We start from the raw sequence: 24878 nt of genomic DNA on the forward strand, positions 1-24878 counted from the left end.
AATTCTATTCTCCAGCTATATAAAATAGTGATCACAACCTTCGAGCTTTAGCTACCGCTCGCGATATCCTCCAATGCTTTTTTTATCTCAGGGGCCCCATAGTCACGGCTTCCTTCCAGACGCTCTACGATCTTACCCGCTTTATCCAAGATAACCGTTGTTGGTATGGACTGTCCTAAGAATTCTGCAGGAATTTCACCCGCTGCTATGTAAAGTGGTAGATCATACTTGTTTTCGGCCATGAATGCTGAAGACTTTTCTATGTCGCCATCAACATCTACCATGAGAAAAACGATATCTTTATTATCTTTAAGCGATTGCCTAAGCTGGTCAATAGAAGGTAGTTCATGAATACATGGGGGACACCAGGTCGCCCAGAAATTAATAAACACGACCTTACCTTTTAAAGCACTTAATTGAAGAACCTTACCCTCTTTATCCTTAAAAGATAACTCCTGCGTTGTGGTTGCAGTGTCAGCAATAGCTTCAGCAGGTCCCTCTACCTTTTCGGCCTTGGCCTCATTTTTAGTGCCTGTGTTTCCACAGCCAAAAAATAAACTGGTCGATAAAGCCGCAAGACCAAAAAAAATAATTCCTTTATTATACCTAATATTCATCGTCTTCTGTTTCATTAAATTATGCTATTTACAAATATATTACTGTCCACCAATCGCGGAGACCTCGCCTATCCAATCCTTCTGGGAGAAATTTCTCAAAACATTAGCTAATTTAACCTTAATTATTCAAGACCACAAGTATTACACACAACTCCACAACATAAACCATTGATCAATAACAAAATAAGCAACAATAAAATTAAAAAATTAACAAGAACTTTTCCGACATTTAAGAGCGTGAACATATCGTTGACCAAAAGACAATTAATTGAATACACCATGAATCTCCCAGCAAATCATTTCAAAAAATGCGTATCAATATGTTTCCTGTTATTCATCACCATCCAGCTTAATTTCGGACAATCCTCCTCAACTAAATTCAACAGGCTATATCAGCTAATAGCATCAAAAGATTTCTTCACTGCCCGCGACCTGTTTAGGGTAAATAAACCTTTCTTAAACGCCAATGAGCAAGTTTTTATTTTGGCAATACTCGATAACGCCTTTAACAAACCCATCGCTTCAAACAAAAAAATAGCACTATTGAGCGCAGCAACAGAAGAATTACCCGACACACTGCGACTAAAATTATGGCGTGTTCAGGAAGATAATTTTGTCAAACTGAAAGATTACGCGGGGGCAAAACAGACAACCCAGAAAATCCTACTCGACTTCGATCCTTTGCTGTCAACAGATACAAGAGCGGATCTCAGAAACAATCTAAAAATCTGGTCAGCACTTGAACATGTGCGGCCACAGCTTATAGAAATCAACGCCGATACCCGTCTTAAAATGACGAAAGATAAAGCCGGGTTGAAGAATCTAACACTAACAGTCAACGGCGATACGGCAAGTTTTATATTTGATACCGGAGCAAACCTATCGACAGTCACAGAGTCCGTGGCCAAACGTCTTCATATGGATCTTATCCGTGCAGATATTGATGTAGACGCCATTACCGGTGTTTTTATCAAAGCCGATTTGGCCGTTTGTAAACAATTAAAACTTGGTAGCATCAACATTTCAAACGCAATATTCCTGGTTTTCCCAGACAGCGCACTTTGTATCCCGCAAATTGGCTATCAGATCAATGGTATAATAGGCTTCCCTGTTATTGAAGCACTGCAAGAAGTACAGCTTACACAGGACGATTTTTTCATTGTACCCAAGAGACCTACAGTTTCATGGAAAGCATCGAATCTTGCAATAGATGGGTTATCACCGCTTATTGCCATTGATGGAAAGCACTATACTTTTGATACAGGAGCTGAAAAAACAATCCTTTATGCACCATTTTACGAAACCTACAAACAACATATCGAAAAACAGGATATACCGACCAAGGTCGCCATGGGAGGCGCAGGCGGTCAAGTTGAATATGACGGATTTGTTATACAACATACATTCCATATTAGCGATAAACCGATCGCTCTTAAAAATATAAGCCTATTAAAATCTAAGATTAAGAATGAAACCGTGTATGCAAATATAGGACAAGATATTATTCGCCAATTTTCTATAATGATACTAAATTTTAAAGATATGTTTATCCAATTTAATTAACAGAAAGCTAAGCTCGGTTTAGTCTCATCACAATACCCCATAAAAAACCCCTAAAGGTTGGAGAAAACTTTTAGGGTGTTTTTATGGGGTTCTATAGATTTATTGAACAATTAGGCGGAGCAGGCCGTCGCATTAAAGCCCTTCTTTTTGATAATTTCAATGATTTCTTCCTCCGAAACGCCTTCAGCTTTTACAGTCAGAATTTTGTCTGCATTTGTGGTGTCAACATTCCATTCATAGATACCGTCTACACTATCCAGATCAGCGCTTACTTTGGACACGCATCCCCCACAAGTAAGGTTTGTTTTAAATTGGAATTCTTTGCTTTCCATGTTATTTAATTTTAATGTTATTAATCTATTTAATTATCTATACAAATATCCCTTTAATTCGATGGGTTGTACTTACAGTTTTTCTATTTTGTTTTGCAATATTTACCGTTTAAGATGAGGTCTAGACCTCAACCATAGTTAGCTATTTTTTCCAGCGAAGTCGCAAGCTATTACTGACAACACTTACACTACTCAATGCCATTGCAGCTCCAGCTATCATCGGGTTTAAAAGGAAACCATTGAATGGATACAGAATACCTGCAGCGAGGGGAATCCCAATTAAATTATAAATAAACGCCCAGAACAAATTTTGTTTAATCGTCGCGACCGTTTGTTTCGAAAGTCGAATGGCCTGCGGTATCTTCGTCAAATCAGATGAAATAATTGTCATTTTTGCTACATCCATTGCAATATCACTTCCCTTCCCCATTGCAATACTGACATCGGCCGTTGCTAAGGCTGTACTGTCATTAATACCGTCCCCAACCATAGCGACCACCTGCCCTCTTTGCTGCAATTCTTTAACAAAATCAGCTTTGTGCTCTGGCAATACTTCCGCTTTGTAATGCTGAAGACCTGTTTCCGCGGCAATGGCCCTAGCCGTAGCCTCGTTGTCACCAGTCAGCATATATAGCTCAATGCCCATGGCCTGCATCTCCTTGATGGCACGTACAGAAGTTTCCTTAATCCGGTCCGCAATGGCTATTACCGCTAACGCAGTATGACTGTTGGCAAACCATATCACTGTTTTGGATTGATTTTCCCACTGGGTGCCATGTTCCATCAAATCCGTCGGAATTGTAATCCCATTCTCATCCAACAACCTGCGATTACCTACAGAGTACGTTTCGATTCCATCACTGCCTTTAACACCTTTCCCAGTAATACTTTCGATAAAGGATACTGGAGTAGCTTTTACATCTTTAAAATACCCGACTACAGCTTCTGCCAATGGATGCTCTGACTGTTTCTCCAGGCTCAACAAGATACCTTTCAAACTATCCTCATCATTTTTCCAATAAAGGTCAGTGACCACAGGCTTTCCTTCCGTAATGGTGCCGGTTTTATCCAAAACAACTGTATTTACCTTTTTGGCCAGCTCCAGACTTTTCGCATCTTTAATTAAAATACCCTGCTCAGCTCCCTTACCCACTCCAACCATGATTGCTGTGGGAGTTGCTAAACCTAGTGCGCAAGGACAAGCAATAACCAAAACCGTTACTGCCGCCATTAAACCCTGTACCAGATGGTTTTCTCCACCTAAAGTAAACCACAGTAGAAAAGTTAAAATAGCAATACCAATGACAATAGGAACGAATACAGCAGCAATTCGATCGACCAGTTTTTGCACAGGGGCCTTGCTTCCTTGTGCATCCTGTACCATTTTAATGATTTGGGCAAGCATTGTTTCCCGGCCAACTTTTGTAGCTTTGAACTGAAAACTGCCCTTCTGGTTGATCGTCCCTGCAAATACCTGCTCATTGCCCATTTTTAAAACAGGGACCGGCTCTCCGCTTAACATACTTTCGTCAACATAGGAATTTCCGCTGATAACAACCCCATCAACGGCGATCTTCTCCCCTGGTTTCACCAGAATAATATCGCCAGTATTAACGGCTTCTATAGCGACCTGACGCTCTGTTCCATCCGATTGAATGACCATCACCGTCTTAGGCTGCAGGCCCATTAGCTTTTTAATGGCGGATGAGGTGTTACCTTTAGCCTTCTCTTCCAGTAGCTTACCCAATAAAATAAAAGCAATGACGACTGAGGCGGCCTCAAAATACACATGTGCATGCAAGCCACGCTGATGCCAAAATTCAGCAAAGAGCATATTAAACACACTAAAGATGTAGGCTATTCCCGTGCTTAACGCAACAAGCGTATCCATATTGGCCGAACGATGTTTTGCCTGTTTCCACGCGTTGACAAAAAAGTCCTTGCCCAGCCAAAGAACTACTGGCGTGGAAAACAGCCACATAATAGGATTTGCGTACGGCATATCCATAAAGAACATACCTATCACGACCACGGGAAGCGAAAGTATTACTGCCCATCGAGTTTTGATTTTAAGCTTACGGAATTTCTCGGCGTGAATAGCCTCCAACGTTTTCTGCTGAGTAGATTCATCTTCGATTAATAAATCATAGCCACCAGCCTGAACCGCTTTCTGGATTTTTAAATGATCCGTAATATTAGGCAAATACTCCACCGTAAGGTTTCCTGTTGCAAAATTTACAGACGCATTGACAACCCCTTGTTCATATTTCGCCATACTTTCAGCGCTACTGGCGCAGGAGGCACAAGTCATCCCAAGAACTGGAAATGTTTTGGTTAATGTAGAAACACCATAACCAAGATCTTTGATCGTTTTTACACTGCTAACGACGGCTTCACTATCCTTCGGTACGATAGCAGCTCTGTGGTTATTCAATTCCACCCGATAGCTCGCTAGGCCTTTAACTTGGGCTAGTCCTTTTTCGACAATTGATGCACAATGTTCGCTTTCAACATCTTCTAAAGGTAGATAAACCGTATCCTTATAAATATCTGTCGCCATAACTTATTGTTTAATTTTACACAACAAATTTGGCCACAAATAAGATTAAAGTCATTACACAATTAAGGAATTGATTTGTAAAATTTACTCGATAATAAAATACGAAAGGTCAAGCTCAATGGAAAAATCATATGGAGAACTCTTCTTTAGCTTTCAATTTTCTCAACAAAACCATAGATAATGTAATCACCCCGTTCTTCGAGTTTAATCTTTTCCATTCCACTCCAGCCGGATGCACTGGTATCTTCATCGATAAAATTTTGAATTCTGTCAAATGCGACACCGATCTTTGTTTTCCCATCTCCATAGATTTGATATCTCGCAGAGGTCTGCCAGCTTACTTTTTTTCTAAATAACCGTAAACCTTCTCTTTTCAAAAAACCATACATTTCATTAGATAAATTCATATTCTCATTTGTTTTACGCGCCCACACTACTCACCTATTTTTTTGGTAGATGCTTTTTTGGTTTAAGGAATTACCTCAAGCCCTCTCGTTGGTTTATCTATTTAAGCTACATGGCTTTAATGGCTAAAGAAATGGTTTTTTGATGCTAAAATAGACGAATCTAAGATAACGAACCAGATGGAATACTACAATGAAGCTACTGCTGTTTCATCGTACTCAAATGCTATTTCGTCGAATTTTCCAGAAACACACAATAGCACTTCTTTCAATGTCCATGATGATCTGGCAGGCTTTGCAAACAAAGTCTACTACATCGCGAACATAAATAGCAACAGACACTATTTTTTTCGTCGAATAGATTCTTTAGTTCGTCTGATTCATTTTCAATTCTGTCGATATTTTTCGTTGTTCTTTTCCATAGCGAGCACATTTGTTTACAATTTAAACGTATAACTATGGAAAACATTGAAAATTTTTTAGCAGAGGATTTTGTACTGGATGTACAAACTGTCTGCGCGGTAGAACCGATCTCATTTTTTGATTTTGATGATATGGAACTGGTAACTATTAAGACAGTTACATCTTCAAAAGTAATATAAAAGAGGATAACGCTGTGAAGGCGTTCTGGTAGGCGCCTTTACAGCAATCGTCTTCATTGCCTAATAAATAAAAAAAGAATCAAGTATATGACTTCACCCAAGCTTAAATGTATTCTCATTGAGGATGAACCCCTGGCGACAAAAAAAATAGTTGAATACATTCACATGTTTCCAGATCTTCAATTGATTAAGATGGTTGAAGACATTGAAAATCCAGCATTATTTAGCCATGATCTAAAATCTGCAGACATCCTATTCCTCGATCTCATTGTTAGCGGCGGTAATATTAATACACTAGCCGAATTGATCGCTGATATTCCAATCCTGATCATCACCTCCGCCGTGTCACGTTGGCAATATCCAGAATTTATCAAAAACAGGAAGCATTTTGCGCTGCAAAAACCAATTTCGCCCCAGATGTTTCAGTCTTGTATAAAACAAGTCATGCAATACTAGTCCAACTAATTCATGTCATTATTCCACTTATCCGATTATTTTCTTCTGCGCACGCCGCTACTTCCAGCTGCATCTGCCGTTGATCTTTTAACGATAACTGAGCGACATGAAATAGAAGAGAAACTTCGTCATTTGTTTCAAAATGAGCAATTAAAAGAAGCCTTATTTCTGGCAAGCCCGGCCTTCTCGGCGGAAGTTCAAAAATGGCTTGAATACAAGAAAGAAAGCAGCTCAAAAATGATCGCTTCACTACTCAAATATGCGATTAGGATGAGCACCAGAAGTACGCCTTTCGGTTTATTCGCAGGGGTATCTTTTGGGAACATTGCCGTCTCCGAAAAAAAGGTATCGTTAATCAGGTCAAATGCAAATCAAGCTGTTTTAAAACTGGATACCACCATTTTGACAAAAATTATTGAACAGATATCAAAAGACAAAAGAATTTACAGTCAACTCTATTATCGTCTCAATCCCACCTTATACTTAGATGGTAAATATTACAAATATTATCAAAAAGTGACAAATGGGAAGAAAGGACAGCATATCCTGAAACGTATAAGGCTTACTCCAATTTTGGATCGAGTCATCCAATACTTTGAACACAATAAGAAAACTAGTCATTATCAATCATTAATCGATCTGCTGCAAGGTCTTGGAGCATCGATAACGCATGCGGCCCTATTCGTCAATAACCTCATCAGCCTTGGAATCATATCCTCTGAATTACAGCCCAATGTCATTGGCCGAGGTTATCTGGACAGCCTGATAACGACGCTTGAAAGAGTGGATAAGGAGGGAAATTATTTAAATCCTTTATTAACGATAAGAAAATGGCTTCATAGTTCTCAATCTGTCATTGAGATCCGAACCGCCATCCTTAAATTATTGCAGCCTTTGGCTCCAGACCTCGATATGACCAATTCGTTACAGGGGGACCTTCTCATAGGGATGGACGAAAACAATTTATCAGATACCGCATTAGATCACATAAGAGATCAATTTCAGGATTTACTACCACTTTGCAACCAGGCTAAGTTAACAGATTTTGATCGGTTTAGAGCTGCGTTCTCTGTTAAATATGAAGATAGAATGGTTCCGCTAACGACAGCTCTAGACCCCGATATTGGGATTGGTTACGGACGTCAAGAAGGTGTTTACAATATAACGGATGAAATACTCGGGGAAGTTAACAACATCACCCCGGCGGGCGAAAAAAAATATGGCGACCACCATTATCAAGATCTGGTCATTGAAAAATTTGTAGAAAGTGTAAAAAATCAATTCACCGAAATTCAGCTGACCAGCAAAGATCTAGATCATATCGCTAAACAACGTAAACAAACTGTCAATACGATCCCTTCTTCATGCTATGCCATCGGCAATCTCCTTAGAAGTTCATGTCAGGAAAACTTATTCTTCAATCTGGTTACCATTGGTGGTTCGTCATCAGGAAACTTAATTTCCAGATTTGCACATCTGGATGAAAAATTGAATAACAAGTTGAAGGAATCTGCCGACACAGAGCAACAGCAGTTTCCAAATGCCATACTTGCCGAGATTTGTCATTACCCAGACAATAATGCTGGAAATATCATTTATAGACCTGCGCTGCGAAAAGCAACAATTTGTCTAAGCCCGACAATCGATAAAGAACAAGAGCAAATTGATGTTAATGACTTATACCTGTTCATCAAAGACCAGCGCCTAATCTTGTGGTCCAGGAAATTCAATAAAATGGTTATACCCCGTTTAACTACCGCCCACAATTTTGAACAGGGTATGAATATATATAAGTTTCTCGCAGATTTTCAGTTCCAAAATAATAGGTTGGATCTTTCCTGGAATTGGGGGATTATGAAGGAGCAGCCGAGACTCCCAAGAATAAGCTACAAAAATATTATCTTGTCTAGAGCACAATGGCGAATTCAAAAAATAGCGAAATACCCCAATACCCCTCAGGCTTTCATAAAAAATATACAAGCGGAGCTAGCAATTCCTGCAATGGTCATCATCAGCAGTGGCGATAATGAATTGTTGATAAATTTAGACAATCCTTTTTGCATAGAAATCGTATTGGATCATATGTGCAAAAGAGAGATCATATTAACCGAATATATCCTGAATGACTATTCATCAGTAGCCTGCGATAAAGATGGACATATTTTTGCCAACGAAATCATTATTCCAATAGAATCACAGCAGGAGACTTTCACAAATGAATCAGCCCCTCAAGAAAGTAACCTAAAAAGATGCTTCCCCTTGGGCAGTGAATGGCTTTACGCCAAGATCTATTGTGGTTTACATGTTGCAGACACCTTGTTAAAGGAAATTTTCCCCCTAATCGTAGCGACACTTAATCAACAAGATGTCCTAAAAAAATGGTTTTTTATACGCTACAACGATCCATCGCCCCACATTCGATTTAGAGTTGAGCTTTCAGATCCAAGCCAGTATTATTTCGTTATATCCACGCTTAATACCCTATTGGAACAGTTTATTAAAGATGGATAGATATCAACGCTATCCTTTGACACTTATACACGGGAGATTGAACGATATACACCATTTTGTATGGAACTTAGTGAGGAGCTATTCTATCAACAGAGCGAAACGGTACTGAAGGTTATCCAACAAAGTACTTCAATCAATGATCGATGGCGCCTGGCTTTCGAAAATATTGAGTCGCTATTAGAAGCTGCAAAATTTACACTGATCGAGAAAAGAGATTTCTGCCTACAGATGAATACCCTTTATCAGCAAGAATTTGATAATAATAAAAACCTTTGGATTCATCTCAACAATAAGTTTAAAGAGAAAAAAGACTGGTTCGAAAAACCTTTAGACAACCCTGAAGAATCGAAAAAGAAACTAAATGCACTTCAATACAGCATATTTAACACCTTACGGAGTCATACCGATCAAGATGAATTCAAGTCAGCCCGAACATCGTTACTATCAAGCTACATTCATATGTTCATTAACCGATTGTTCATGTCCGATCAACGCTTACATGAACTTGCTGTTTACCATTTTATGGTTGGCTATTATAAAATGCAAATTGGGAAACAGAAAAAACGTATAACCTATGAACCCGATAAATTATATAAGTCCCATCTTCGCGAAGAGCTGATTACGATATTGTAAACCAATACCGAGTTCTGTCCCATTTTTCAGAATGACTTTACTTGCCTCAACACCCTTGATCTGTTTGATATTGACAATATAGGATCGATGCATACGAGCAAACATATCCCAAGGCAGTTCTGCTTCCATATCTTTCATTGTCGACAGCAAAGTCTGCATACCTTCTAACGTATAAATTTGAATGTAATCCCCCCAGGCTTTTAGATAGAAAATATCTGCAGGATCTATAAAAATAGTTTTGTTCCGATCCTTTATCTTAATCGCTTTTCTTTCACCCTGTGCCCCTCTTCGAGAAAACAAGATTGCCTTTTGAACTTTTTCAATTGCCTTGATCAATCGCTCTTCCGTCAGGAGTGGCTTTAAGATATAATCGATTACTTCCAATTCAAACCCATCAACAGCATACTCATAATGCCCAGTTATAAAAACAACAAATGGTGGATGAGCAAGTCCTTTGAGAAAGGTAATTCCATCCATTTCAGGCATATCTATATCTGACAAAATGAGATCTACCTCTTGCTGCCTTAAAACGTCAATTGCTTGCAATGGGTTTTCAAATACACCCAATATTTCGATCAGGCCTAATTTGGAAACTAATTTCTCCAGGCGACCTCTCGCAATAGGCTCATCTTCAATAAGGATAGTTTTAATTCTATTCATAAGTACTTCGCAACCCGCTGCTTTGGTGCTACGGTTCTGTTTCCGAATGTAAATTTACAACAAGATTAACACTAAATACACCCTCATGCGACTTTATTTTCAAATTATGATGATGAGGATAATGAAGTTCCAGTCGCTTTTTTACATTTTCTATCCCTAATCCGCCGATATAATTTTCTGGTTTTGAAAGTTCCCTATATGCATTAGCCACGTGCATATACACCTTGTCATCCTTCACCTTAATGTCTATGGATATCCATCCCGCCGAAGAACTTAGCCGAGGTCCGTGTTTGAATGCATTTTCTACAAACGGAAAAAAGATCAAAGGAACCATCATGCAGCTTTCGTCTTCAGCCGCCAAATTTAGATTGATCTGCACGGTCTCGCTATAGCGTAACTTTTCCAATTCAACATAATCCTTTAGCAATTGAAATTCGCGACTAATTTCTATCCTGGGTTGATTACTTTCATGCAGTAAATACACCATCATACTGCTTAAACGCATCATACTTTCGCCGCCTCTTTCATCATGATCGGATACCAGCACATAGATGCTATAAAGTGTGTTAAGTAAAAAATGTGGATTAATCTGGTATTTTAGAAAAGCAAGTTCCAACTGGACATTGTTCAACTCAAGTGCTGAATTTTTCAATTCGAGTTTCATTTTTGAATTTCGGACAGACATAAACGCCTGTACAATTTTTACGGTCAAAGGCAGGGCCACCAGAAAAATAAAATCCAACAAATAATCGCTAATGGAAGAAAGGCGAAAAGCACCGAAGATTCCTTGACTTAGTATTATTTCAAGATAGCTTGACAGGCGAACATCTGGTGTTAGATATTTCAATGTTAATAGGGCTGCAAAATAACTTAGAAACGACCACCAGGCATAAATAAACAATAACCACAATATACACAACACAAACTTTCCAGGAATAAACCAGCGCGGAATGATGACATACGCTGTTACATAAAATATGGTCAACAAAGAAAATACGTCCTTTACAAACAAAATCCAGGAATTATCAATATCTATCCGCTGATAGGAAATGAATTGCATTCCCAAAACCAAAAACCAAAAACACAAATGAAGAATAATACGTTTTCCCGTATTGTAATTTTGGAAAAACCTGTTCATAGATAGCATACTTTTCGATAATATCAGTCTAATATAATGATATCCTTTAGTCTGTGGTAGTCTGACTTGCTATGCGAGAACGCAAAAAGACATTTCTGCGACAAAAAACAACAACCTATAACGCTAACAATCTGAATATATCTCAATTAAGATCTGAACAAACCAAAAAATAGAATTACGTAGAAAAGAATAAAATTGTAACAAATATATTGCTTTAAATTTTCAACCATAAATTGTCCATAAAATGAACGATTGATGGGGTTGGCAAAAAATTTATTGCGATCTTCCGTATATTTAATTTTATAGAACCCACATAAACAACAATTAGATGTCAACTACTTTTATGCAGCTTTGGTTATATAATAACTGGGCCAATACAGCACTCCTGGATAAATTGAAAAGTGAAGGCGAAAATGTACCTCATTCTTGCATACGGCTCTTTAGCCATATTGTCAATGCTCAGATTATTTGGTTAAGTCGATTAACTGGTGAAAAACCACCTGTTGGTGTTTGGGATGAGCACAGTATCATCGATTGCCAAAGGTATCACGATTTAGCTTCTGAAGGATTTAGGCAGCAAATTCGGCGCAGAAATGATACGGAGGATGAAATTGTCAATTATACAAACACACAGCATCAGGCTTTTCATAACAAGGCCAACGACATTCTGTTACACGTCTTTAATCATGGCACCTATCACAGGGCGCAAATAGCAAGCGAAATGCGAAAAAATGGCATTGAACCTGTCAACACAGATTATATCACTTTTGTTCGCACATAACAGTACTGTCATCAGACGCCGCCGTGGTCTGATGACAAACGAAGTAGTTGCAGTTGGCGGACTAGACGTTCTATAATATCGGAGAAGACCTTAAATTTGAAACAAAATGAGTTACAAACATATCTTTAAAGCGTCCTTGGCTTGGAATCATCCTGAACAGCCTAGTGTTGTAGGTTCAAAAATTTATACAAAAAGCCATCACATCGCGATCGAGGGGAAAGCTGACCTGCAAGTTTCCGCAGCAAAAGCATTCAAGGGTGACCCTGCATTGTACAATCCGGAAGATTTGCTGCTGAGCAGCCTGATTTCTTGCCACATGATGTCCTATTTATACGTCTGCTCGAAAAATAGCATCGAGATTTTATCCTATAAGGACAATGCTATCGCTACCCTGGAAACGGATGGAGATGGAAGTGGTCGTTTTACAGAAGTTATATTACACCCCGAGGTTCTCATCACAGATGAATCCCAGATAGAACTTGCTTTATCCTTACATACCCAAGCAAATAAACTGTGTTTTATTGCGAATTCATGTAATTTCACGGTGCTGCACCATCCCAAATGTCAAGCGATTTAACCAGAAATGGGCACGCTATCGAAAGAAAAAAGCTCCCTCTTTTCGATTTGTTAACGCTATCGAAAATGCGACACTCACCACAAATTAGTAATTAAATAACAAACAAGTTTTTAAGGATTTCATTACTTTTAAATCATGATGGAAAATTCCAAGAAAAAAGCAGCAATCGGATTCATATTTATTACACTACTAATCGATATTACGGGTTGGGGAATCATTATTCCTGTCGTCCCTAAACTTATCGAGGAATTGATTCATAGCGATGTCAGTGAAGCGGCAAAATATGGCGGTTGGCTCGGCTTTGCCTATGCTTTCACGCAATTCATCTGTTCTCCCGTCGTTGGTAACCTCAGCGATAAATATGGCAGAAGGCCAATTATATTGATCTCACTTTTTGGCTTTGCGGTAGACTACATCTTTCTTGCCCTCGCACCAACTATAGGTTGGCTATTCTTAGGACGCGTTATCGCCGGATTGACAGGTGCTAGTTTTACAACGGCAAGTGCTTATATCGCCGATATATCTACGGATGAAGATCGGGCAAAGAACTTTGGCTTGATAGGCGCTGCATTTGGTCTAGGCTTTATCATCGGCCCAGTTATTGGCGGTCTGCTCGGTCACTATGGTGCCAGGGTTCCCTTTTATGCGGCCGCAGGACTGTGTATGCTAAACTTTCTATATGGCTATTTTATCTTACCTGAGAGCTTAGATAAAGAAAAACGTAGAGCTTTTGAATGGAAACGCGCAAATCCAATTGGATCCTTTAAGTTTCTTGGAAAACATCCAGAAATATCCGGATTAATCGTTGCCTTAATTTTAATATATATCGCAGGCCACGCAGTTCAAAGTAACTGGAACTTCTTCACCATGTATAAATTCGACTGGACAGAAAGAATGGTGGGTATCTCATTAGGTGTTATTGGATTATTGATTGGATTGGTTCAGGGCGTTTTAATTCGATGGACAACGCCCAAACTTGGTGAACAAAAAAGCATTTTCTATGGATTGACCCTGTATGCTATTGGACTACTGTTATTCTCGTTTGCAAGCGAAGGATGGATGATGTTCGTCTTCCTTATCCCCTATTGCTTGGGTGGTATTTGTGGACCAGCTCTTCAGTCTGTTATTACAAAAAATGTTCCTTCAAACGAACAGGGTGAACTTCAAGGTGCACTAACAAGCTTAATGAGTGCAACATCGATTATTGGTCCACCAATGATGACAAACCTATTTTATTATTTCACCCATGACAAAGCACCATTTAAATTTTCTGGCGCGCCGTTTTTCTTAGCATTTATCCTGATGACGATTAGTGTGATCATTGTCTATAATGCTTCTCGCAAAAAGAGAAATCAGCAAATAAATCTTTAAACCTGATTGATCAGTCTGCACTATTTTCATCTATCTTCCTCTAAAACTCAACTGGCCTATNNATAGGCCAGTTGAGTTTTAGAGCTTTGACTTTAAACGGCTCAATGTCTCCTGTGAAATATTCAGATAGGAAGCAACTATTCTATTGGATAGCCTTCTGACAACCATTGGATTTTCATCCAACAATAAACGATATTTTTCAAGGGCATCTTGCATTAAAAATGACATCAGACGCTTTGTATTTGTTACATAGGCAATTTCCAAATAGAGACGGTAGAACTTCTCCCACTGTGGAATAAGGTCCAACAAATGATAAAAATCCTTATGACTTATATAGTAGATTTCAGTAGGTTCCAAAGCCTGAATGAATTCTTCGGACTCTTCTCCTGTAATAAAACTGACTAATGCGGTTGCAAACTGATTCTCAAAGGCAAAGTAGCGTGTTGCTTCTTGTCCAGACTCATTAATAAAAAAAATACGTAAACACCCCTTGGTCACGAAAAATGAGCGTTGGCTTATTTCACCATTGGCCAACAAAAACTCATTTTTCTTTAGCTTTAAAGGCTTAAAATATGAGCGTATTAGATGTAATTCATCTTCTGTTACCGTAATTTTACTCGTGATATAGGATATCAATAGCTCATCCATTTTAATTGCTGTTCTAAATTAATTTCCAGCAAAACTAATAAAATTGGATTAACAGTAACTAATTCAAGAACTAGATCGGCTCATTTAAATTCATAAGTTCACTTTCTGCATGCCCCACTCTCCAGTATGCGCAGGCATATAGGTCTTGTGAAGTTCTCCCTTTTTCCTCCCGAAAGTAATGACGTAATTCTTTCACAATGGCATACTCCGCAGCAATAAAGATATAACTCGTTTGATCATCCGCCCTAAAGTCGGCTTTTTTAACATATTCAGCGACATTACTCCCTTGTTCTGGTGTCTGATTATAACACCATTGTATGAGTGCACTGCAGGCTGAGGACAATACAAGCTCGTCTTCTTTTGCCGGAATCTCAATAATTACTTTTGCTCTAGCCGTCGCTGGAAGCTCTTCTAATATTGCAGCAATAACCGGTAAAGCTGTTGTGTCTCCAACCAGCAGGTAACAGTCTACCTGGGGAACCAATTTTCTTTTGCTCTCCTTCATGCCAATTTCCAATTGATCGCCCTTTTCCGCCTTGATTGCCCATGCAGATGCAGGACCGCTATCACCATGAACAACAAAATCGATATGCAATTCTCTGTTAGAAAGATCTATTTTACGATTGGTGTAAGTTCTGACGACTACTTCTTGCGCATTGTGCTGTAACGGAACGAAAAGCTTGTTATTTGAACCCGAACTGACTTCGGCCAATAACCCGAGCTGCTCATCGGTTAAATCAAATATTATCCTGATAAGATGTGGTGTAAGGTACTCTTTTCGGCCAACGCGGAATAACGATCTTATTTTTTTAGTGTTTGTCTGATTCATATACTGTTTTTCGATGATTACTATTTAGCTTTCTATAGGTAACAATATCCTCAATAGATAATACGGTAAGATTATGTTTCAGTCCGAATGCTGAGACCTCATTCAAACGCGCCATTGTCCCATCCTCATTCATCAATTCACATAAGACAGCCATCGGTTCTAAACCCGCCATAAGCATCAAATCGATACTGCCTTCTGTATGACCATCGCGACCCAATACTCCGTTCGCGTGCGCCCGCAAGGGAAAGATATGACCTGGGCGAACAAGGTCCCCCGGTTTGGCATCCTGCGCACAGGCCGCTCTTATTGTGGCAATTCGATCGGAAGCCGAGAGCCCCGTAGTTGCCCCTATCTTTGCATCGATAGATACTGTAAATGGCGTTTGGTAAGGACTTGAATTAGCTGACACCATATAAGGTAAGTCTAATTCATTCGCTTTCTCATGGGTGAGACAAAGACAGACAACACCACTACAATACCGGATCATTTGTACCATATCCGGTATGCTCATGTTTTGGGCAGAGAAAATAAGATCCCCCTCATTCTCTCGATCTTCATTATCGATAAGAAGAACCCCTTTACCGGCCTGTAAATCCTTTAATGCCTTTCTACTCTTGCTATGGGATCATCCCCAAACATTGTTAACAAATTTTTCATATCATTCTATATTATCCTGCCTCTTTCCGAATAACTGAGGCTGGCTTATTTGATGACAAAGATCTATCCATGAAAAACAATAAACATTGACTTAAGTCAAAAACAGCAAACACCTACAATTTCATTTCTTGATAAATATTTGCTGTCCATAAATCAAGTTCAAATTCCTTTTTCCTAACATCTTCCAAGGGATAAATCCCCTTTTGATAGCTTCTCACAAGTTCTTTTCGCTGCACTTGAATCATAGATAGTTCGATGTCAAAATAGCATGCTCGCCACTCATCCCTACAGATAATGTCTTTGATAGATCTCTTCATGTCGTTAGGTTCTTCCCTTTGATTTTGCAACTTTACTTGCATCTTTTGTACGACTTCTTGCACTAATGGTCTGTCGATTTCCAGACTTTCCAAATAGCTTAACGAACGCTCAATCAATAAATCGTTTAGTTCTTTCCCCTTATCCTGTTTGTTCGGCTTGGGAGTAATACGCTTAATAAGTTGAGGCAAACTAATTCCTTGAATAACTAACGTGAAAATAATGACAACAAAGGAAAGAAAGAGAACGGTATTTCGCTGTGCAATGAGCGAACCATTGTTTGCATATAAAGGCAATGCAAATGCGGTAGCAAGTGAAACAACCCCGCGCATACCCGACCAAGACAAAATAATATACTCCTTTCGAAATCGCCATTGAAAAGCTGCATCCTCTTTATCTTCCCGACAAGAAAACAGCGGAAAAAAGTAGGTCACAATTAAGCGTATCAGAATTAACAGACAGAAGATCAAGAAGCCGTACAAAGTCAGAACGATTATTTCTGAACGAGGTATTGCTTCAACAATGTGGGGAAGCTGCATGCCTAAAATCAAAAAAACGAGTCCATTTAGAATAAAAATAATGACATCCCAAAAATGGCTCATCTGTAAACGGCTTGCTGAGCTAAATAAGGAAAAGGAATTCCAGGAGATATACATACCTAAACTGACGACAGCCAGGACCCCTGAAGCGGCTAAATGTTCAGCAAGGCTATATGTCGCAAATGGTAACAACAACACAGCAAAGGTTTCGACATTACTATTGCCATGGAGAAAGCGATGTAATTTTACAAACCCATAACCGATCGACAAACCTATTGCCACTCCACTTATTCCCATTATCACAAACTGTAATCCAGCATTCCAAAATGAAAAACCACCACTTACCAATGCTATAATCGCACACTTAAATGCAATTAATGCGGATGCATCATTAAGCAGACTTTCCCCCTCAAGAAGCGTGATTAATTTTCTCGATAGGGGAAGATCCTTCGCAATGCTCGTCGCTGCTATCGCGTCCGGTGGCGAAATAATTGCCCCTAACGCAAAGGAAATCGCCCAGTTAAATCCTGGAATGATCGAATGAACAACAACTGCAATAACAGTCGTTGTAATCAATACCAGTCCGACTGCCAATAAAGAAATCTTAGAAAATTGCCGTTTGAAATCCGGAATAGATGTATTCCAGGCTGCATCAAACAAAATTGGCGGCAAAACTATATTAAAAATTATATCGGGATTAATCGCCAATACCGGAAAGCACTGTGCCAAACTCAATATAAGTCCCACGATAACCAATAAAATGGGGAGTGCTAGTTTTAAACGGCTCCTAACTGATGTGATCACAATTAAAATAATAGAAATCCAAATAATATGCTCGAGTTCTGTCATTTGATAAAAAATTTAAGTCCCAAAACTAATCGCCTCGCAACTGAAAAACCATGACTTAAGTCAAAAAACAGCAACACAATAGCTAATCCAGTACATAATTATCGAACTTCTGGATCAATTTAGGTTAATCAAACTTCAATTCTTCAATTCATGGATCGAATTCTTCAATTCCTCCATTACTGATCGCTGTAAATTTGCAGCCAAGGAAATAAAATTCAAAATGATACATACAACAGACATAACAAATCAAAACATAGAGTTTCACGTAGACTCAAAGCGGCATACACCTGTACTTACGAAGCCCCTTTTATGGCTTATTACCTTGACAACGGGAATAGTGGTCGGCAACAACTATTATAATCAGCCGCTTTTGGGATTGATGGCAAAAGACTTTCACGTTAGTGAAGCTACAATTAGCATGATTGCTATGCTCACACAGATCGGTTTTGCAACCGGGCTGCTCTTTATCGTCCCTTTGGGAGATATGATAAAAAGAAAGAAATTAATATTAACCATATTTCTGCTGATCGTAGTCTCCTTATTGGCTATGGTCTTAGCTCCCACCCTCGAGTTGCTCTATATCGCAAGCTTTATGGTTGGATTCAGCTCTGTCGTTCCTCAAATGCTCGTTCCCCTCACGGCCGAACTAGCTGCTCCCGAAAAACGCAATTCATCAATCGGAATGGTCATGAGTGGCTTACTATTGGGTATTCTGCTTTCCCGTGTCGCAGCTGGATTTATTGGCGATATCTGGGGATGGCAAGCAATCTATTATATAGCTATAGCATTAATGGTTTTATTCATGTTATTATTAGCTTTCGCACTACCTGATGTAAAACCGACATTTCAAGGTACTTATCTCCAATTAATGCACTCCTTGGTCCATCTGACAAAAACTCAACCGGTATTACGGCTATCTGCACTCAGAGGGGCTTTAGGCTTTGCTGGATTCAGTGCTTTTTGGATTACATTAGTATTTCATTTACAGGAAGCTCCTTTCTACGCAGGCTCTGCCGTAGCGGGATCCTTCGGATTAATAGGGGCTGTTGGCGCGCTGGCAGCATCAGTGGTCGGCCGGATTGCAACGCGTGTTTCTACGTATACCATTATTCTTGGTTCCATATTTATCCTGCTATTGAGCTGGATTTTATTCTACATCGGAGGGAATAGCTATATCGGATTAATAACAGGTGTAATCTTAATCGACCTGGGTTTACAATCCATGCATATCAGCAATCAATCTGCTTTTTTTCCTTAAATCTAGGGGCAACCAACCGACTAAATACAGTCTATATGTTTAGTTACTTTGCCGGTGGATCATTGGGTAGTTACTTGGCTTCCCTGGCTTGGAAATACTTTCAATGGAATGGCGTGGTATTGACCGGCTTTTGTTGTACACTACTGGTCCTCATCGTGCATGTCGGCTATGATAGACGACCAAAAAACTTTTCTTAGTCGTTGAGCACGACAATCCCAAGAAATGCAAGTTAACGGACATTTTGATTTCCATACATGGCCTACATATTAAGGATATAAGCCATGTATGGAAATTTATTTCATTTATTCAAGTACGCCAAACTTGCCAGCTTGAAAATCTTCAAAGGCTTGGTAAATCTCCGCCTGTGTATTCATTACAAATGGGCCATAACTCACGATAGGTTCATCAATGGGTTCACCACTTAACACAAGTAAAACTGCATTCTTATTTGCCCTTATCGAAATCTCTTCACCATCATGACCAAATAAGACAAAGCTATGCTCCTTAGCAAGTTCACCGTTGACTACAACCTCGCCATTCACAACGAGCATCGCTGTATTATGATTTTGTGGAACCAAAAAGTTCGTTTCATGCTGTTCTTCCAATTTGATGTCAAACAGATTGACAGGGGTATAGGTGCTCGCTGGTCCAACCATATCCTGAAATTTCCCCGCGATGACATTGACTACCCCTGCCGCATCGGGCAACACGACTTTCCCCATCTGATCGGCAGTAATTGCCTGATAGTGCGCCGCTGTTGATTTATCTTTCGCTGGTAAATTAACCCAGAGCTGAACCATTTCAAATAATCCGCCTTTCTTTGAAAATTCCTCTTCATGGTACTCTTTATGCAATATGCCAGCGCCGGCAGTCATCCATTGTACATCACCCGGACGAATAACACCGCTATTCCCCGAACTGTCATGATGGGCTACACTACCTTTGTAGGCGATAGTCACGGTTTCAAATCCTTTATGCGGATGTACATCCACGCCTCTAATATGATCCGAAGGTCCAAAATCAAATGCTGCATTGAAATCCAGTAAAAGAAATGGACTCATCCTCTTTTGGGAAATCCCATTCCCTGGTATCATATTAAATACACGAAATCCATCTCCTACCATGCCAGGTTGAGCTGGACGTTGGAAAATTCTTTCAATTGATTTTTTCATGTTATAATCTCCTTTTTTATCGTTCTTGATGAATTTAAGTTGAAGCCTAAATGATCACTTCATTTTAAATTGCTATCTCAAAGGTACGACAAGAAGAAGTCTGCTTCCAACAACCTAGATTAAGGCGTAAACTTAACCTAGATTAAGTTTATAAGAAAGATACCGCTAAAACTAGGAATTCCCACATTTTCTGGATGCCACAGAAATGTGTAACTTAAATAAAAATCATAGACCAAGTATATTTATGCACGTAAACAATACCACCGCATTAACAAAATTCTATCGTCACATTTGGTCACGTCCAATGCTATTACTCCTGCTATTCATCTTTTCATACCTCGTAGTACATGCGCAAGCCAATAGTAAGGCTAAAGTGAAACCAAACTGGAATGAGATCCTTGAGGAACAACTATTTCCAAGCAAAAAGCTCCAAGATTCAACCTTCCATTTTCAGGGCAAATATGAAGAAAAATTTATCACAACAGCAGATCATGTTAAACTCCATGGGATCTTGTTTAAGGCAGACAAGAGCAAAGGACTAATTTTCTATTTGCATGGCAGTAATGGGGCGGTAGACACTTGGGGTAAAATTGCGAATATCTATACTGATAACGGCTATGATCTTTTTATGTTAGACTACCGAGGTTACGGAAAAAGTGAAGGTAAAGTAACCAATGAAGAACTACTTTATAGTGATCTGCAAATAGTCTATGATAACCTGAAACAACATTATCCGGAAGATCATATCATCATAATTGGTCAATCGATGGGTACAGCACTGGCTTCAACTATTGCTTCGCATAACGCCCCAAAAATACTTATTCTTCAGGCACCTTACTATAGTTTTGAAGATTGGACGCAACATATCGCTCCTGAGCTCGATACAAGCGGGCTCCCCTTTCATTTCGACAATGCTTCGGCATTACAAAAAGTAAAATGTAGAACGATCATCTTCCACGGAGACCAGGATAAAGCTGTCTATTTTGACTCTTCCATTAAACTGAGTAGATTCTTTAAAAAACAGGATAAATTGATTCGGTTGGCAAAGGAGGGACATAATGATTTTTCTAAAAATAAAGACTATCTGCATGCGATTGCCAAGCTATTGCGATAGTCTCATTTTATACCAAAAATACACTATGCCCCTTCCCGAATTTTATACATTAAATTCGGGATAAGGAAAACCCTTTCCTTTTTCACAGAAAAATTTTAAACTCCTGAAAAATAGTGCCCAATCAAAACTACAGGAAGCGAATTCCGCACTATAATTTGTCCAGCCATCATGGTGAAACAGCAGCATACATCCCTTTTGCTGAGGTTCAAGTTCAAAGGTCAGTGTCGTTCCAATCCATTCCTCAAATGCCTTGACACAGCGCCACTCGACCCTGGAATAAGGCTTCAGCGCAATAACTTCCATATTTTTAAAATAGCTGGGACCAAATCCAAAGCGCAGGATCGCACCAATCTCTGGCTTTGCCTTCGTATCTGGTGTCCACCAGCCTGCTAGTCCTTCCGCCGTTGTAAGCGCCTTGTAAACAGTCTCTACCGGAGTTTCAATTAACAATCTATGGTAGATACTTTTTGTCCCAGGATCATGTGGTATGCGATTCTCTTCCATAGCGTCCAGCGCTATTTCCTCCTTTGGAGTAGGCTGTCCCATCCCCGTTAAAATCAATTGTCTTAGGCTGTCCGCTATGTAATATGTCCAGGCATCATGACATTCCTTGTAACATTCCATCTGGGAATTAAGCCCACGATGGGTGAAATGTAATGTAGTTGTACCTACATCTTCAACAATATCGAAGATAATGGAACTATTAGTCCATTCCCGTTCATCCTGGGTAAATTTAAAATAGTTTTCGAGGACCCGCCAGGCTACTTTACGATCTGTTTCCATCGTTTCTATTCGTATTCGACAACGATGTACATCCTGATAATGATATATAAACTCATCATGCAAAGCAGCAGTTGGCCCTTCAATATTTTGAGACCACCATCCACGGACATTATTGATTGCTTCAAATACGCGTTGAGCACCTGCATCAACGGTAATACTCATTTTAAAATCTTCCTTTTTCATCATTCTTCGTATTTTTAACCATTAACTCATACTTCTTATCTTCCTATACCTCAATCGAATCAAATATGTAAATCTGAACATCATGATCATGAGGTGCCAAGATTCTTCGGTCAACTGCACACGCCTTTCCTTCTTCAGACGCAAATGCTATTTTAATCGCTGCTAAACTTTCAAAATATAAAGTTCCAATACAATACACATCGTTGTGTCCAGTCGTGGACATAATTCCACCTTTGGCCACTTCATAACGAATAAGTCCAGGAAGCGTTTTTGCCAAGGGAATATGGGTCTCAAAATAGTGTTTGTCAAAAAACTCCCTATTCGTAGGGGTCTTATATATTGCGATCATTCGTACCATCCTGTCGTATTAATTTAAATTTATAGATCAAATATAGTGGAGTTCAAAACACAAAAAGGGGTGTAAAATAGACATTCTCAGCGGTTGATTTAGACAAGTCGTTTCGGTATATTTGAATAGTATCAAATAAGCGTACTATCGTTTATTCAATCTTATAAACTTTCAACATGAAACACCTAACGATCTTAGTTCCAAACAGTCAGACAGGCCCTAATACCATATCGTGCATTATTGGAACATACCATGTATTCACCGAAGCGAACCGCTATTACGATCAACTGAACAGGGAGCCTATATTTATTATAGAATTAGCAGGAGTTTCTAAACAGAGTAACTTTGTCAATGGATTATTAACGGTCATGCCACAGAAAGATATCACTGCAATTCAAAAAACAGACCTCATTATTGTACCCGCTGTCATTTCCAATTTTACTGCAATAGAAGCTGGGAATAGCGTTCTTTCAGAATGGATATTACACCATCATGCCAAAGGAGCAAATGTAGCAAGCATGTGTACCGGTGCATATCTGCTCGCATCCACGGGACTTTTAGATAACAAAAGCTGCTCTATCCATTGGAAATCAGCAGCAAACTTCCATAAGCTCTTCCCCAAAGTCAACTTAAAAACTGAACAAATTATTACCGATGAGCAGGGAATCTATACCAATGGTGGCGGTTATTCCTTCCTCAACCTCCTCCTTTACCTGGTTGAAAAGTTTTACGACAGACAGACAGCGATTTATTGCTCCAAAATATTTCAAATTGATATTGCCAGACAAACGCAATCCGATTTTATGATCTTTAATGGTCAAAAGTCACATGGCGATGAAATGGTCATGCGTGCACAGGACTATCTCGAGAATAACTTCTCAGAAAAAATCTCCATGGAGAAGTTATCTGAAAAATTCACCGTCGGACGCCGGAATTTCGACCGTAGATTTATTAAAGCGACAGGTAATACACCTGTGGAATATCTTCAACGGATAAAAGTGGAATCGGCAAAAAAGGAATTGGAAAGCTCGCGGAAAACGGTAAATGAAGTAATGTACGCTATTGGGTATACTGACGTAAAGGCTTTTCGTGAAATATTCCGCCGGTTTACGGGACTATCCCCCCTTGAATATAAAAACAAGTACAATAAAACCGCAATAAAATAGAGGCTACATGAATTTTGATCCTATTCAGTTTTCCGATCTTCCCATAATTACAACGCTAAGTCCGGAAGGATGGGGCAATATCACGATCAAAATACAACACTATATAGAAAGCCCTTTTTGTTTTCCCATAAAACTCCTGGTCGATCAGAAAATTGTCGCCCTAGGTACGACCATTATCCATAGTAACGTAGCCTGGTTGGGACATATTATCGTTTCTGCCGATGAAAGAGGAAAAGGCTATGGGAAACACATCACCCAAGAACTTATTCGTATAGCAAATAGCAAAAAATGCAAGAGCATCCAACTCATTGCAACGGATATGGGCGCACCAGTTTACACAAAACTCGGCTTTAAGGAATCTTCTTCCTATCTTTTCTTTGAGGATATACAGATCACTCAGCTTGAAGAACCGGACCACAGCATACAGCACTATCAATCCCGTTATAGCGAGCAACTTTTGGCACTCGACCAGAAAACTGCTGCCGAAAATAGACGGTTCGAAATAGAACCACATTTCACGGCTGGCTTTGTCTATGTGGAGAACGAAACTGTCCGCGGCTATTATCTTCCCACTTTGGGAGAAGGTCTTATTGTCGCCAATAAACAATCCGCCGGAATGGCTTTGTTAAAACTCTATTTAAGGCAAAATTCCAAAATTGTACTACCTCAAGAGAATACAACCACAGTTTCCTTCCTATTGAACCAACGAAATCCTATAAAACGCCGGGCCAAGCGCATGTACCTGGGGGAAAATATCGATGTTCAATTTAAGTCTATCTTCAATAGAATTGGTGGAAATATTGGTTAACAT

General features: G+C 39.3%; 24 protein-coding genes and 1 pseudogene. 12 read left to right on the plus strand and 13 right to left on the minus strand.

Annotated features, from left to right (window positions below; all coding sequences use genetic code 11):
- Positions 1 to 47 precede the first annotated feature (47 nt).
- Positions 48 to 632, minus strand: a complete 585-nt coding sequence (locus B3297_RS22890; protein WP_070564265.1) for a TlpA family protein disulfide reductase — start codon at positions 630 to 632, stop codon at positions 48 to 50.
- Positions 633 to 896: 264 nt separating this feature from the next.
- Between B3297_RS22890 and B3297_RS22895 the strand changes: the two genes are divergently transcribed.
- Positions 897 to 2180, plus strand: coding sequence for a retropepsin-like aspartic protease (locus B3297_RS22895; RefSeq protein ID WP_070564268.1), 1284 nt, complete (start codon positions 897 to 899; stop codon positions 2178 to 2180).
- Positions 2181 to 2290: 110 nt separating this feature from the next.
- Here the strand turns inward: B3297_RS22895 and B3297_RS22900 are convergent, their stop codons facing one another.
- From B3297_RS22900 to B3297_RS22910, 3 genes are all read right to left on the minus strand, one after another.
- The gene (locus B3297_RS22900; RefSeq protein WP_070564271.1) at positions 2291 to 2512 is read right to left on the minus strand and encodes a cation transporter; all 222 of its coding nucleotides are present in this window, start codon (positions 2510 to 2512) and stop codon (positions 2291 to 2293) included.
- A gap of 142 nt (positions 2513 to 2654) precedes the next feature.
- Complete coding sequence (locus tag B3297_RS22905) at positions 2655 to 5072, minus strand: heavy metal translocating P-type ATPase (protein WP_070564274.1); 2418 nt, start codon at positions 5070 to 5072, stop codon at positions 2655 to 2657.
- Positions 5073 to 5218: 146 nt separating this feature from the next.
- Positions 5219 to 5479, minus strand: coding sequence for a hypothetical protein (locus tag B3297_RS22910; protein ID WP_139144941.1), 261 nt, complete (start codon positions 5477 to 5479; stop codon positions 5219 to 5221).
- Positions 5480 to 5934: 455 nt separating this feature from the next.
- On the opposite strand from B3297_RS22910, the gene B3297_RS22915 reads away from it, so the two are divergent.
- The 3 genes and pseudogenes from B3297_RS22915 (at position 5935) to B3297_RS22925 (ending at position 9678) form a co-directional block, all read left to right on the plus strand.
- Positions 5935 to 6078 (plus strand): hypothetical protein, encoded by a 144-nt coding sequence (locus B3297_RS22915; protein ID WP_159332940.1) that lies wholly within the window; start codon positions 5935 to 5937, stop codon positions 6076 to 6078.
- Between the two features lie 87 nt (positions 6079 to 6165).
- Entirely contained in the window at positions 6166 to 6534 is a 369-nt protein-coding gene (locus B3297_RS22920; RefSeq protein WP_070564280.1) for a hypothetical protein, read from the plus strand.
- Positions 6535 to 6546: 12 nt separating this feature from the next.
- Positions 6547 to 9678 (plus strand): annotated as a pseudogene (locus B3297_RS22925) (lantibiotic dehydratase).
- On the opposite strand, the gene B3297_RS22930 reads toward B3297_RS22925, so the two are convergent.
- Positions 9634 to 10338, minus strand: coding sequence for a LytR/AlgR family response regulator transcription factor (locus B3297_RS22930; protein WP_115048652.1), 705 nt, complete (start codon positions 10336 to 10338; stop codon positions 9634 to 9636). The pseudogene B3297_RS22925 and the gene B3297_RS22930 sit on opposite strands and share 45 nt — an antisense overlap.
- 28 nt (positions 10339 to 10366) lie before the next feature.
- Positions 10367 to 11476: a sensor histidine kinase gene (locus B3297_RS22935; RefSeq protein WP_172462391.1), complete on the minus strand. Its 1110-nt coding sequence runs from the start codon at positions 11474 to 11476 to the stop codon at positions 10367 to 10369.
- Positions 11477 to 11804: 328 nt separating this feature from the next.
- Here B3297_RS22935 and B3297_RS22940 point away from each other — a divergent pair, with 328 nt between their 5' ends.
- From B3297_RS22940 to B3297_RS22950, 3 genes are all read left to right on the plus strand, one after another.
- Entirely contained in the window at positions 11805 to 12257 is a 453-nt protein-coding gene (locus B3297_RS22940; RefSeq protein ID WP_112374770.1) for a DinB family protein, read from the plus strand.
- A 106-nt stretch (positions 12258 to 12363) separates the two neighbouring features.
- Complete coding sequence (locus tag B3297_RS22945) at positions 12364 to 12834, plus strand: OsmC family protein (protein WP_070564298.1); 471 nt, start codon at positions 12364 to 12366, stop codon at positions 12832 to 12834.
- Positions 12835 to 12969: 135 nt separating this feature from the next.
- Entirely contained in the window at positions 12970 to 14205 is a 1236-nt protein-coding gene (locus tag B3297_RS22950) for a TCR/Tet family MFS transporter (protein WP_321167224.1), read from the plus strand.
- Between the two features lie 78 nt (positions 14206 to 14283).
- Here B3297_RS22950 and B3297_RS22955 read toward each other — a convergent pair whose 3' ends face one another.
- From B3297_RS22955 to B3297_RS22970, 4 genes are all read right to left on the minus strand, one after another.
- A complete protein-coding gene (locus B3297_RS22955; RefSeq protein ID WP_070564302.1) occupies positions 14284 to 14853 on the minus strand; it encodes a Crp/Fnr family transcriptional regulator in 570 nt (189 codons plus the stop codon).
- Between the two features lie 70 nt (positions 14854 to 14923).
- Entirely contained in the window at positions 14924 to 15682 is a 759-nt protein-coding gene (locus tag B3297_RS22960) for a siderophore-interacting protein (RefSeq protein ID WP_286779547.1), read from the minus strand.
- The gene (gene ribB, locus B3297_RS22965; protein WP_083295864.1) at positions 15663 to 16247 is read right to left on the minus strand and encodes a 3,4-dihydroxy-2-butanone-4-phosphate synthase; all 585 of its coding nucleotides are present in this window, start codon (positions 16245 to 16247) and stop codon (positions 15663 to 15665) included. The genes B3297_RS22960 and ribB overlap by 20 nt, the downstream gene beginning before the upstream one ends.
- 205 nt (positions 16248 to 16452) lie before the next feature.
- A complete protein-coding gene (locus tag B3297_RS22970; RefSeq protein WP_112374769.1) occupies positions 16453 to 18042 on the minus strand; it encodes a Na+/H+ antiporter in 1590 nt (529 codons plus the stop codon).
- Between the two features lie 220 nt (positions 18043 to 18262).
- Between B3297_RS22970 and B3297_RS22975 the strand changes: the two genes are divergently transcribed.
- Both B3297_RS22975 and B3297_RS22980 read left to right on the plus strand, forming a co-directional pair.
- A complete protein-coding gene (locus B3297_RS22975) occupies positions 18263 to 19300 on the plus strand; it encodes an MFS transporter (protein WP_236560193.1) in 1038 nt (345 codons plus the stop codon).
- Positions 19301 to 19335: 35 nt separating this feature from the next.
- Positions 19336 to 19497, plus strand: a complete 162-nt coding sequence (locus B3297_RS22980) for a hypothetical protein (protein ID WP_236560192.1) — start codon at positions 19336 to 19338, stop codon at positions 19495 to 19497.
- A gap of 105 nt (positions 19498 to 19602) precedes the next feature.
- Here the strand turns inward: B3297_RS22980 and B3297_RS22985 are convergent, their stop codons facing one another.
- The gene (locus B3297_RS22985; RefSeq protein WP_070564311.1) at positions 19603 to 20472 is read right to left on the minus strand and encodes a pirin family protein; all 870 of its coding nucleotides are present in this window, start codon (positions 20470 to 20472) and stop codon (positions 19603 to 19605) included.
- 244 nt (positions 20473 to 20716) lie between these two features.
- Here B3297_RS22985 and B3297_RS22990 point away from each other — a divergent pair, with 244 nt between their 5' ends.
- Positions 20717 to 21586, plus strand: a complete 870-nt coding sequence (locus B3297_RS22990; protein WP_159332938.1) for an alpha/beta hydrolase — start codon at positions 20717 to 20719, stop codon at positions 21584 to 21586.
- Between the two features lie 42 nt (positions 21587 to 21628).
- Here B3297_RS22990 and B3297_RS22995 read toward each other — a convergent pair whose 3' ends face one another.
- Positions 21629 to 22555, minus strand: a complete 927-nt coding sequence (locus B3297_RS22995) for an SRPBCC family protein (protein ID WP_286779548.1) — start codon at positions 22553 to 22555, stop codon at positions 21629 to 21631.
- Between the two features lie 40 nt (positions 22556 to 22595).
- Positions 22596 to 22910 (minus strand): EthD family reductase, encoded by a 315-nt coding sequence (locus tag B3297_RS23000; protein WP_112374767.1) that lies wholly within the window; start codon positions 22908 to 22910, stop codon positions 22596 to 22598.
- Between the two features lie 167 nt (positions 22911 to 23077).
- On the opposite strand from B3297_RS23000, the gene B3297_RS23005 reads away from it, so the two are divergent.
- Positions 23078 to 24067, plus strand: a complete 990-nt coding sequence (locus tag B3297_RS23005; RefSeq protein WP_112374766.1) for a GlxA family transcriptional regulator — start codon at positions 23078 to 23080, stop codon at positions 24065 to 24067.
- A gap of 7 nt (positions 24068 to 24074) precedes the next feature.
- Complete coding sequence (locus B3297_RS23010; protein ID WP_286779549.1) at positions 24075 to 24875, plus strand: GNAT family N-acetyltransferase; 801 nt, start codon at positions 24075 to 24077, stop codon at positions 24873 to 24875.
- The last annotated feature ends 3 nt before the right edge of the window (positions 24876 to 24878 follow it).

Source organism: Sphingobacterium sp. UBA3519, from assembly GCF_002377215.1.
In the GTDB taxonomy this organism is placed as follows: domain Bacteria; phylum Bacteroidota; class Bacteroidia; order Sphingobacteriales; family Sphingobacteriaceae; genus Sphingobacterium; species Sphingobacterium multivorum.